This window comes from Pseudomonas fluorescens, assembly GCF_018614775.1.
Lineage (GTDB): Bacteria > Pseudomonadota > Gammaproteobacteria > Pseudomonadales > Pseudomonadaceae > Aquipseudomonas > Aquipseudomonas fluorescens_BY.
The window spans coordinates 1-12052 of the sequence record NZ_JAGGOF010000069.1; the positions used below are offsets into that span (position 1 = coordinate 1).

At 63.5% G+C, this 12052-nt stretch carries 10 protein-coding genes; all 10 read right to left on the minus strand.

All coding sequences use genetic code 11. The features are described 5' to 3' along the window. Positions 1–64 precede the first annotated feature (64 nt). Complete coding sequence (gene nuoN / locus J7E36_RS17920; protein WP_215005590.1) at positions 65–1528, minus strand: NADH-quinone oxidoreductase subunit NuoN; 1464 nt, start codon at positions 1526–1528, stop codon at positions 65–67. 7 nt (positions 1529–1535) lie between these two features. Continuing rightward, complete coding sequence (gene nuoM, locus J7E36_RS17925; protein ID WP_215005593.1) at positions 1536–3068, minus strand: NADH-quinone oxidoreductase subunit M; 1533 nt, start codon at positions 3066–3068, stop codon at positions 1536–1538. A 39-nt stretch (positions 3069–3107) separates the two neighbouring features. Next, a complete protein-coding gene (nuoL, locus tag J7E36_RS17930; protein ID WP_215005596.1) occupies positions 3108–4961 on the minus strand; it encodes an NADH-quinone oxidoreductase subunit L in 1854 nt (617 codons plus the stop codon). Then, entirely contained in the window at positions 4958–5266 is a 309-nt protein-coding gene (nuoK, locus tag J7E36_RS17935) for an NADH-quinone oxidoreductase subunit NuoK (RefSeq protein WP_003180046.1), read from the minus strand. The genes nuoL and nuoK overlap by 4 nt, the downstream gene beginning before the upstream one ends. A 4-nt stretch (positions 5267–5270) precedes the next feature. Further along, positions 5271–5771 (minus strand): NADH-quinone oxidoreductase subunit J, encoded by a 501-nt coding sequence (gene nuoJ, locus J7E36_RS17940; RefSeq protein WP_215005599.1) that lies wholly within the window; start codon positions 5769–5771, stop codon positions 5271–5273. A 9-nt stretch (positions 5772–5780) separates the two neighbouring features. Beyond that, positions 5781–6329, minus strand: coding sequence for an NADH-quinone oxidoreductase subunit NuoI (nuoI, locus tag J7E36_RS17945; RefSeq protein WP_215005602.1), 549 nt, complete (start codon positions 6327–6329; stop codon positions 5781–5783). Positions 6330–6340: 11 nt separating this feature from the next. Further along, entirely contained in the window at positions 6341–7345 is a 1005-nt protein-coding gene (nuoH, locus tag J7E36_RS17950; protein WP_215005605.1) for an NADH-quinone oxidoreductase subunit NuoH, read from the minus strand. Beyond that, positions 7342–10056, minus strand: coding sequence for an NADH-quinone oxidoreductase subunit NuoG (nuoG, locus tag J7E36_RS17955; protein ID WP_215005608.1), 2715 nt, complete (start codon positions 10054–10056; stop codon positions 7342–7344). Before nuoG ends, nuoH begins: the two co-directional genes overlap by 4 nt. A gap of 142 nt (positions 10057–10198) precedes the next feature. Continuing rightward, complete coding sequence (gene nuoF, locus J7E36_RS17960; RefSeq protein WP_215005611.1) at positions 10199–11557, minus strand: NADH-quinone oxidoreductase subunit NuoF; 1359 nt, start codon at positions 11555–11557, stop codon at positions 10199–10201. Next, entirely contained in the window at positions 11554–12051 is a 498-nt protein-coding gene (nuoE, locus tag J7E36_RS17965; protein ID WP_186709765.1) for an NADH-quinone oxidoreductase subunit NuoE, read from the minus strand. Before nuoE ends, nuoF begins: the two co-directional genes overlap by 4 nt. Position 12052: the final 1 nt, after the last annotated feature.

Below are 12052 nucleotides of genomic sequence, written 5' to 3' on the forward strand. Positions count from 1 at the left end.
GCGCACCATAAAAAAAACCCGCATCTCGCGATACGGGTTTTTTCACAGCGACGAAGCCAGGCGATCAGCCCGCCAGGCCCGCTTGCTGGACCAGGGTCAGCAATGGCTGCGGGTACACGCCGAGGAAGAACGCCAACAGGGCGATGGCCAGCAGCATCACGCCGCCTGCCTTTTGCTCCCAGTGCAGTTCGGCGTCGTGGCGACGCAGGTTCGGTTCCATCAGGTACAGGGTGACCATGACGCGCAGGTAGTAGAACACGCCGATGGCACTGCCCAGCACCAGGGAGCCGACCAGCCACCACTGGTGGGCCTCGACGCCGGTGGCGATGATGTAGAACTTGCCGATGAAGCCGGCGGTCAGCGGGATACCGGCCAGGGACAGCATCATCACGGTCAGCACGGCGGTCAGGTACGGGCGGCGCCAGAACAGGCCACGGTATTCGTACAGGGCATCGGCGTCGCGGCCCTTGTAAGGCGAGGACATCAGGGTGATCACGCCGAACGCGCCGAGGCTGGTGATCACGTAGGTGACCAGGTACACGCCGATGGCTTCCATCGCCAGGCCCTTGCTGGCGATCAAGGCGATCAGCAGGTAGCCGAAGTGGGCGATGGACGAGTAACCCAGCAGACGCTTGAGGTTGCTCTGGGTCAGCGCCAGCAGGTTACCGAACAGGATCGACGCGATGGCGATGACGGTCAGTACGTTGCTCAACACACCGCTGTTGGCCACGGGCGAGATCTGGAACAACCGCACCATCACCGCGAACACCGCCACTTTCGAGGCGGTGGCCAGGAACGCCGCCACCGGCGCCGGGGCGCCTTCGTAGACGTCCGGGGTCCAGAGGTGGAACGGCACCAGCGACAGCTTGAATGCCAGGCCGATCAGCATCATGCCCAGGCCCAGTTGCGCGATCGGGCTTGGCAGGCCGGTGGCCGCCAGGGCCTGGCCGATGCCGGTGAAGCTCAGGGTCCCGGCTTCGGCGTAGAGCAGGGCCATGCCGAACAACAGGAACGCGGAACCGGCCGCCGACAGCACCATGTACTTGATGCCGGCTTCCAGGGAGCGCTTGTTGAAGAAGGCATAGGCCACCAGGCCGTAGACCGGCACCGACAGCAGTTCCAGGCCGATGAACAGGCTGGCCAGGTGCTGCGCGCTGACCAGGACGAGGCCACCGGCGGCGGCCATCAGGATCAGCAGGTACAGCTCTTCGCGGTTGCCCGGGTAACCCGAACCGCCATCGCCGAGGTAGGCGTGGGCGAGGGTGACGCAAGCCAGGGTGGCGACCAGGATCAGCGCCATGTACAGGCAGGCGAAGCTGTCGATCTGGATCAGCGGCGTGACCGCCAGTGGCGCGACTTTAAGCGCCGGCAAAATCGACAGCAGGGCCAGGTTCAGCCCCGCCACCGAAAGCAGGAAGGTCTGTGAGTGATTGCGCCGCCAGGCGATCGCCAGCATCACCACGATGATCGTGGCGCTGGTGATCAACAGCGGCGCAAGCGCGATAAAGTGTTGAATCGTGAATTCCATAGCGCTCTTACCGGGCCGAAGCGAGTTGAGAGAAGGCGGTGCCGAGCCACTGCTGCACGCCATGCATCGTGGCGGCAGAGGTGTCGAGGAACGGTTGCGGGGAAACGCCGAGGTACACCAGCAGCACCGCAAGGCCAAGCACCATGATCAGTTCGCGACCGTCCATGCCACGCAGCACTTCGTCCGACTTGGCCGGACCGAAGTAGGCGCGGTGGATCATGATCAGCGAGTAGACCGAACCGAACACCAGACCAGACGTCGCGATGGCCGTGATCCATGGCGCGCTGACGAACGAGCCGATCAGGATCAGGAACTCGCCGACGAAGTTGCCGGTACCCGGCAAGCCCAGGGAGGCGGCGGCGAAGAACAGGCTGATGGCCGGCAGGTAGGCGATGCGCGACCAGATGCCGCCCATTTCGCGCATGTCCCGGGTGTGCAGGCGCTCGTACAATTGGCCGCTGAGGATAAACAGTGCCGCCGCCGACAAGCCGTGGGCGAGCATCTGGATCACCGCGCCTTGCAGGGCGAGCTGGCTGCCGGAGTAGATCCCGATCAGCACGAAGCCCATGTGCGAGACACTGGAGAAGGCGATCAGGCGCTTGATGTCGGTCTGGGCGAACGCCAGGAACGCACCGTAGAAAATCCCGATCAGGCCCAGGGTCATGGCGATGGGCGCGAACTCGGCCGAAGCGTTGGGGAACATCGGCAGGGCAAAGCGCAGCAGGCCGTAGGCCGCCGTTTTCAGCAGGATACCGGCCAGGTCCACGGAACCTGCGGTCGGCGCCTGGGCGTGGGCGTCCGGCAGCCAGGAGTGGAACGGCACCACCGGCAGCTTCACCGCGAAGGCGATGAAGAAGCCCAGCATCAGCACGTACTCGGTGGTGCGCGACATCTGCACTTTCAACAGGTCGGCGTAGTTGAAGGTAATCACGCCGGTGTTGTTGAAGTTGACCAGCACCAGGCCCAGGATCGCCACCAACATGATCAGGCCGGAAGCCTGGGTGAAGATGAAGAACTTGGTCGCCGCGTAGATCCGGGTTTTCTTGCCGTCCGAAGAACTGTGACCCCAGAGCGCGATGAGGAAGTACATCGGCACCAGCATCATTTCCCAGAAGAAGAAGAACATGAACAGGTCGAGCGCCAGGAACACGCCGACGACACCGCCCAGGATCCACATCAGGTTCAGGTGGAAGAAACCGACGTGACGCTGGATCTCTTTCCAGGAGCAGAGTACCGAGAGGATACCCAGCAGGCCGGTCAGCAGGATCATCAGCAGCGACAGGCCGTCGAGGGCCAGGTGCACGCTGATGCCGAAGCGCGCGATCCACAGGTGCTTGAATTCAAGCGCCCAGGTCGGGTTGGCGCCAGGCGCCGGGGCAAATGAGAAGTCGCCGGTCGCCCACAGCCAGAGGCCGAGCGCGAGTTCCAGGGACATGGTCAGCAGCGCAATCCAGCGCGGGAGCGTGGAGCTGGAGCGCTCCGCGATCCAGCACAGCAGGCCGCCGATGAAGGGGATCAGGATTAGCCAGGGCAGAATCATGACGGGCTCGTTTCCTTTCGCAAGTTCGCAAGGTTCATATCAGACCGCTACCAGCACGATGGCGCCGATAACCAGCACGGCGCCAGCCGCCATGGAAGCCGCATACCAACGCAGTTGACCGGTCTCGGTACGGCTCAGGGCCGTGTGGCCGCCCTTGGCCATGCGCGGGATCAGGCCAATGGTCTGGTCGAGCGGGTCTTTGCGCAGAATGTGGCTGATCGCAAGGTATGGCTTGACGAACAGTTTGTCGTAGATCCAGTCGAAGCCCCAGGCGGCGAACCACCAGGCCGAAAGCACACGGCCGAGGCCGCTGTTGGCGATCGCCGTGACGAAACGACGCTTGCCCAGGAACAGCAGGGCGGCCAGCAGGATGCCCGCCAGGGCGATGGCGCCCGAGGCGATTTCCAGGCTGTGCTTGGCTTCGCCGCCGGCATGGCCGACGCTCTGCGGCAGCACGCCGTGCAGTGGCGGGGCAATCATGGCGCCGACGAAGGTCGACAGCACGATCAGCACCGACAGCGGCAGCCAATGGGCAATGCCGTGGCCGGCGTGGGCTTCGGTCTTGGCTTCACCGTGGAACGCGATGAAGATCAGGCGGAAGGTGTACAGCGAGGTCATGAACGCACCCACCAGGCCGGCATAGAGCAGGCCCTGGTTACCGCTGGCGAACGCTTCCCAGAGGATCTCGTCCTTGGAGTAGAAGCCGGCGGTGACCAATGGCAAGGCCGCCAGGGCCGCGCCGCCAACGATGAAGCTGGCGTAGGCCAGCGGCAGTTTCTTCCACAGGCCACCCATCTTGAAGATGTTCTGCTCGTGGTGGCAGGCAACGATCACCGCACCGGAGGCAAGGAACAGCAGGGCCTTGAAGAAGGCGTGGGTCATCAGGTGGAAGATCGCGCCTTCCCAGGCACCGACGCCCAGGGCCAGGAACATGTAGCCGATCTGGCTCATGGTCGAGTAGGCGAGGATGCGCTTGATGTCGGTCTGCACCAGTGCGGCAAAACCGGCCAGCACCAGGGTCACGCCACCGACGATGCCGACCAGGTGCAGGATGTCCGGCGCCAGGGCGAACAGGCCGTGGGTACGGGCGATCAGGTAGACGCCCGCGGTGACCATGGTCGCGGCGTGGATCAGCGCCGACACCGGGGTCGGGCCGGCCATCGCGTCCGCCAGCCAGGTCTGCAGTGGCAGTTGCGCGGATTTACCGACCGCGCCGCCCAGCAGCATCAGGGTCGCAAGGACGATCCAGAAGTCGCCGACCTTGAAGTGCTCGGGTGCCTTGACCAGCAGTTCCTGGATATTCAGCGTGCCCAGCTGTTGGAACAGGATGAACAGGCCGATGGCCATGAACACGTCGCCGATGCGGGTGACGATGAACGCCTTGAGTGCCGCGTTACCATTGTTGCGGTTGCTGTAGTAGAAACCGATCAACAGGTACGAGCACAGGCCCACGCCTTCCCAGCCGAAGTACAGGAACAACAGGTTATCGCCGAGCACCAGGAACAGCATGCTGGCGATGAACAGGTTGGTGTAGGCGAAGAACCGCGAGTAGCCGTTTTCACCGCGCATGTACCATGAGGCGAACAGGTGGATCAGGAAACCCACACCGACCACGACGCCAAGCATGGTGATCGACAGGCCGTCGATGTACAGGGCGAAGTTCGGCGTGAAGCCTTCCACCGCCATCCAGCGCCACAGCACCAGGGTGTAGTGACCACCCTCGGGTGGCGCGACGTTGAACTGCCAGATCACGTAGGCGGCGACAATCGCCGACAGGCCGATGGAGCCGACACCGATCAGCGCCGAGAGGTTTTCCGAGAAGCGGCCGCGTGAAAACGACAGCAGCAGGAAACCGATGAGGGGAAATACGAAAGTCAGAAAGATCAGGTTCATCCGCGCATCTCACTGGCAGCGTCAATATCCAGAGTGTGGAAGCGGCGATACAGCTGCAACAGAATCGCCAGGCCGATACTGGCCTCGGCGGCTGCCAGGCTGATCACCAGGATGAACATGATCTGTCCATCCGGTTGCGCCCAGCGAGCGCCCGCGACGATGAAGGCCAGGGCGGAGGCATTCATCATGACCTCCAGGCTCATCAGCACGAACAGAATGTTGCGGCGGACCATCAGGCCGACCAGACCGAGACAGAACAGGATGCCGGCAACCGCCAGGCCATGTTCGAGAGGGATAGCAGGCATGTGATTACTCCTTCGCCTCGTTACGGCCCAAATGGAACGCCGTGACGGCTGCGGCAAGCAGCAGCATCGAGGCGAGTTCGACCACCAGCAGGTACGGGCCGAACAGGCTGATGCCCACGGCTTTCGGACCTACGGTGGCGTGGCCGATGGCCTGGCCGCTCTGGTGAGCGAACAGCACGTACAGCAGTTCACCCAGCAGCAGGGCGGCGAGGATTACCGGGCCTGCCCAGATGCCGGGCTTGAGCCAGTTGCGCTCCTGCTGAACCGAGGCCGGGCCCAGGTTCAGCATCATCACCACGAACACGAACAGCACCATGATGGCGCCGGCGTAGGCGATCACTTCCAGCGCACCGGCAAACGGCGCGCCGAGGGCGAAGAAGGTCATGGCCACGGCGATCAGCGAAATGATCAGGTAGAGCAGGGCATGTATGGGGTTGGTGTTGGTGACCACACGAAGCGTGGACACCACCGCGATACCCGATGCGAAATAGAAAGCGAATTCCATCTTTCTTCCTTAAGGCAGCAAGCTCTTCACGTTGATCGGTTCGGCTTCGTTCTGCGCGGCGCCTTTGGGCTTACCGGCAATCGCCATACCTGCAACACGATAGAAGTTGTAATCAGGGTTTTTACCGGGACCGGAAATCAGCAAATCTTCTTTCTCGTACACCAGGTCCTGACGTTTGAAATCCGCCATTTCGAAATCCGGCGTGAGCTGGATCGCGGTGGTCGGGCATGCTTCCTCGCAGAGGCCGCAGAAAATGCAGCGCGAGAAGTTGATGCGGAAGAAGTCCGGGTACCAGCGACCGTCTTCGGTTTCGGCTTTCTGCAACGAAATGCAGCCCACCGGGCAAGCCACGGCGCACAGGTTGCACGCTACGCAGCGTTCTTCGCCGTCGGGGTCGCGGGTCAGCACGATGCGGCCGCGATAACGCGGTGCCAGATAGACCTGCTCTTCGGGGTATTGCAGGGTGTCGCGCTTGCGAAAGCCATGGCCGAAGATCATGACCAGGCTTCGCAGTTGGGTACCGGTACCCTTAACGATGTCGCCAATATATTTGAACATGGGTCAAATCCTCACTGAACCGCGGCCGGCGCGTTCATCAAAACGATCGCAGCGGTCACCAGCATGTTGATCAGGGTCAGCGGCAGGCAGAATTTCCAGCTGAAGTCCATCACCTGGTCGTAGCGTGGGCGCGGGATCGAGGCGCGCAGCAGGACGAATAGCATGATGAAGAACGCGGTCTTCAAGGCGAACCAGACGAAGGACAGTTGCGGCAGGATGCCGAACGGACCGTGCCAGCCACCGAAGAACAGCGTCACCAGCAACGCCGAGATCAGGATGATGCCGATGTATTCGCCAACGAAGAACATGCCCCATTTCATGCCGGCGTATTCAATGTGGTAACCGTCGGCCAGTTCCTGTTCCGCTTCCGGCTGGTCGAAGGGGTGACGGTGAGTCACGGCCACGCCGGCGATGAAGAAGGTACAGAAACCGAAGAACTGCGGAATGATGAACCACAGGTTCTGCGCCTGGTACTCGACGATGTCGCGCATGTTGAACGAGCCGGCCTGGATCACGATGCCCATGAGCGACAAGCCCATGAACACTTCGTAGGACACGGTCTGGGCCGAGGCCCGCAGGCTGCCGAGCAGGGCGAACTTGTTGTTGCTCGACCAGCCGGCGAACAGCACTGCGTACACCGACAGGCCGGCCATGGCGAAGAAGAACAGCAGGCCGATGTTCAGGTCCGCCACGCCCCAGGTCGGGGTGATCGGGATGATCGCGAAGGCAATCAGCAAGGCGCTCATGGCCACGACCGGTGCCAGGGTGAAGATCACCTTGTCGGCAAACGGTGGCGTCCAGTCTTCCTTGAAGAACATTTTGACCATGTCGGCGGCGATCTGGAACATGCCGAACGGGCCGACGCGGTTCGGACCGTAGCGGTCCTGCCACCAGCCCAGCAGGCGACGTTCGACGAAGCTCAGCAGTGCACCGCAGACCACCACGGCCAGCAGCACCACGATGGCCTTGATGACCGTCAGGATCACATCGATCACTTCAGGGGTGAACCAGGTCATTGCGCTGCCTCCTGCAGACCGTCGACGGTTTTGCCGAATACCGCTGGCGGGATGCCCGCCAGGCCGGCCGGCAAGGCTACCAGGCCGGCGCCCAATGCTTCATTGATACGCAGTGGCAGACGCAGGGTCTGGCCGGCCACGCTCAGGCTCAGCAGGGCACCGTCGTTGACGCCCAGGCGATCGGCTTCGGACTTGGCCAGCGCCACGTAGGCGGCCGGGATGCGTTCCTGTACCGGCGCGGCCTTGGACGAGTTCTCTTCGCTGCCGAACAGGTGATGGAACGGCACCACCTGCCAGGTGCCCGGCGCCGGGTTGAAGGCGCGCGGCACGCTGGCGAACCAGCTGAGGCCATCGCCCTGGCTTTCGATCAGGCGGGTGCCCGGGTCACCGGCACGCAGGTGACCACCGACTTCGTCCTGGAACTTGTTCCAGGCTTGCGGCGAGTTCCAGCCCGGCGACCAGGCGAACGGCACTTGCGAGCGCGGTTCGGCGGAGCCCGAGTAACCTTCCATGGAGAAGGCGAACGCGGTGTCGTTGTCTTGCGGGGTGCGCGGCTCATGTACGCTGATGTTGGCGCGCATGGCCGTGCGGCCGGAGTAGCGCAGCGGTTCACGGGCCAGTTTCAGGCCCTTGATGCGGAACGCGGCCGACGGCGCGGCGTCGACAATGCCGGCCAGTTGCGCGCTGCTCGAAGCCACGGCGGCGGTGACGTGATCCAGCTGCGTCCAGTCGATCGGCTGGTTGAGCAGGGTCGCGCGCAGGGCGTGCAGCCAGCGCCAGCCTTCGTGGACCAGGATGCTTGCATCCAGGTATTGCGGGTCGAAGACCTGGAAGAAGCGCTGGGCGCGACCTTCCTGGCTGACCAGCGTACCGTCGCCTTCAGCGAAGCTCGCCGCCGGCAGCACCAAGTGGGCGCGGTCGGTGGTGGCGGTCTTCTGGTGGTCGGCGACGATCAGCACTTTCGCGGCGTTCAACGCAGCGTCCACACGAGCGTTATCGGTGCGGGTGAAGAGGTCGTTTTCCAGCACCACGATGGCGTCGGCGTTGCCGTCGATCACCGCTTGCAGGGCGGCATCGACCGATTCGCCACCGAGCATGGCCAGGCCGAGGCTGTTGGCTTCCGGCACGACCAGGCTGATGGAGCCGTTTTTCTCGCGCAGCTTCAGGGCCTTGGCGATGTTGGCGGCGGCTTCGATCAACGCCTTGGAACCCAGGGAGGTGCCGGCGATGATCAAGGGGCGCTTGGCCGCGAGCAGGGCGTCGGCGATGCGCTGGACCAGGGCGGCGGCTTCGCTGTCCAGGCCTTCGACGGCCGGGGCGCTGGCGTCCAGGGCGTGGGCCACGGCAAAGCCGATGCGGGCCAGGTCGTCAGGCGCAGCGTGAACGCATTCTTCGGCGACGTCGTCGAGCTTGGTTTCGGCGAGGCTGGCAATGAACAGCGGGTTCAGCGCGTCCTGGCCGATGTTCTTCACGGCGGCGTCGAGCCAAGGCTGGACGCGCATGGCGTCGGCCATGGCCTCGGCCTTGCCCTTGACCGACTGGCGCAGGGCCAGGGCCATGCGCGCGGCGGTCTGGGTCAGGTCTTCGCCGAGGACGAAGACTGCGTCGTGGTCTTCGATGTCACGCATCGTCGGCACGGGTAGCGGGCTGTCCTTGAGCACTTGCAGCACCAGGCGCAGGCGTTCCAGCTCAGCGGCTTCGATGCCGCTGTAGAAGTGCTCGGCACCGACCAGTTCACGCAGCGCGTAGTTGCTTTCCAGGCTGGCCCGTGGCGAGCCGATGCCAACGATGTTGCGTCCGCGCAGCAGCTCGGCGGCCTTGTCCAATGCCTGATCCAGGCTCAGCTTGGTGCCGTCTGCCAGCAGCGGCTGGCGCGGACGGTCGGTGCGGTTGACGTAGCCATAGCCGAAGCGGCCACGGTCGCAGAGGAAATACTGGTTCACCGAACCGTTGTAGCGGTTCTCGATGCGACGCAGTTCACCGTAGCGCTCGCCCGGGCTGATGTTGCAACCGCTGGAGCAGCCGTGGCAGATGCTTGGCGAGAACTGCATGTCCCACTTGCGGTTGTAGCGCTCGGAGTGGGTCTTGTCGGTGAACACACCGGTCGGGCAGACCTCGGTGAGGTTGCCGGAGAACTCGCTTTCCAGGGTGCCGTCTTCAACGCGACCGAAGTACACGTTGTCGTGGGCGCCGAATACGCCCAGGTCGGTACCGCCGGCGTAATCCTTGTAGTAACGCACGCAGCGGTAGCAGGCGATGCAGCGGTTCATCTCGTGGGAGATGAACGGGCCCAGTTGCTGGTTCTGGTGGGTGCGTTTCTTGAAGCGATAACGGCGCTCGTTGTGGCCGGTCATCACGGTCATGTCTTGCAGGTGGCAGTGGCCGCCTTCCTCACAGACCGGGCAGTCGTGAGGGTGGTTGGTCATCAGCCATTCGACGACGCTGGCGCGGAACACTTTCGCTTCTTCGTCGTCGATGGAGATCCAGCTGCCGTCGGTGGCGGGGGTCATGCAGGACATGACGATCCGACCACGCTTGTCGTTTTCGTCGGTGTACTGCTTGACCGCGCACTGGCGACAGGCGCCAACGCTGCCAAGGGCGGGGTGCCAGCAGAAATAAGGAATGTCGAGGCCCAGCGACAGACATGCCTGTAACAGGTTGTCTGCGCCATCGACTTCGAGCTCTTTGCCGTCTACGTGGATAGTGGCCATGGTTCAAAGTTCTTCGTTGGCCCGGTGTCAGCGGGCGTGGCTAATGGAATCTTGTCATTGGTCCGAATCCAAACAGCCTCGGTGAAAGGCGTCATCGGACGAAAGGCGAAGGGCACGGACCCTTTGCCTTTTTAAAGCGTCGTTACGCGCCGACCATGGTCGGCGAGACCACCTGATTGAGATCACCGGCGCGGGTTGGCGCGATGCCGGCCTCGAATTCAGGGCGGAAGTATTTGATCGCGCTGCCCAACGGCTCCACGGCACCCGGTGCGTGAGCACAGAAGGTCTTGCCTGGGCCGAGGAAACCCACCAGGCCCAGCAGGGTCTCGATGTCGCCGGGCTGGCCTTCACCGTTCTCGATGGCCATCAGCAGCTTGACGCTCCAGGGCAGGCCATCGCGGCAAGGGGTGCAGAAACCGCAGGATTCACGGGCGAAAAACTGTTCCATGTTGCGCAGCAGGGAGACCATGTTGACGCTGTCATCCACCGCCATGGCCAGGCCGGTACCCATGCGGGTGCCGACCTTGGCGATGCCGCCGGCGTACATTTGCGCGTCCAGGTGTTCCGGCAACAGGAAGCCGGTACCGGCGCCGCCAGGCTGCCAGCACTTGAGTTTATAGCCGTCGCGCATGCCGCCGGCGTAGTCTTCGAACAGCTCGCGAGCGGTGACGCCGAATGGCAGCTCCCACAGGCCCGGGTTCTTGACCTTGCCGGAGAAGCCCATGAGCTTGGTGCCCATGTCTTCGCTGCCATCACGGGCCAGGGATTTGTACCAGTCCACGCCGTCGGCAATGATCGCTGGTACGTTGCACAGCGTCTCGACGTTGTTCACGCAGGTCGGCTTGCCCCACACGCCGACAGCGGCAGGGAAGGGCGGCTTGGAGCGCGGGTTGGCGCGGCGGCCTTCAAGGGAGTTGATCAGCGCGGTTTCTTCGCCGCAGATGTAGCGCCCGGCACCGGTGTGGACGAACAGCTCGAAATCAAAACCCGAACCCAGGATGTTCTTGCCCAACAGGCCGGCGGCCTTGGCTTCTTCAACGGCACGGTTGAGGTGCCTGGCGGCGGTGGTGTATTCGCCGCGCAGGAAGATATAGCCACGGTAGGTTTTCAGCGCACGGGCGCTGATCAGCATGCCTTCGATCAGCAGATGGGGCAGTTGCTCCATCAGCATGCGGTCCTTCCAGGTGTTGGGCTCCATTTCATCCGCGTTGCACAGCAGGTAGCGGATATTGATGGATTCGTCCTTGGGCATCAGGCCCCACTTCACTCCCGTGGGGAAGCCCGCGCCGCCGCGGCCCTTGAGGCCCGCGTCCTTCACGGTCTGGACGATGTCGTCCGCGGCCATGTCGGCGAACGCCTTGCGCGCGGCGGCATAGCCGTTCTTGGCCTGGTATTCGTCCAGCCACACGGCCTCGCCGTCGTCGCGCAGGCGCCAGGTCAGTGGATGGGTTTCGGCCGAACGCTGGATGCGGTTGGCGGGCCCGAAGGAAGTCAGGGTCATACGTAGCCCTCCAGCAGTTTGGCGACGCCATCCGGCTTGACGTCACCAAAGGTGTCGTCGTCGATCATCAGCGCCGGTGCCTTGTCGCAGTTGCCCAGGCAGCACACCGGCAGCAGCGTGAAGCGGCCGTCGGCGGTGGTCTGGCCCAGGCCAATGCCCAGCTTGCTCTGGATCTCGCCGACCACCGACTCGTGGCCGCCGATGTAGCAGACCATGCTGTCGCAGACGCGAATGATGTGGCGGCCCACGGGCTGGCGGAAAATCTGGCTGTAGAAGGTCGCGACACCTTCGACGTCGCTGGCCGGGATGCCGAGGATCTCGCCGATGGCGTAGAGCGCGCCGTCCGGCACCCAGCCGCGTTCCTTCTGGACGATCTTCAGGGCTTCGATCGACGCCGCGCGCGGGTCTTCGTAGTGATGCAGCTCGTGCTCGATGGCCGAGCGCTCGGTTTCGCTGAGGGCGAAACGGTCTGTCTGGATAAGCGTGCTGTTCATG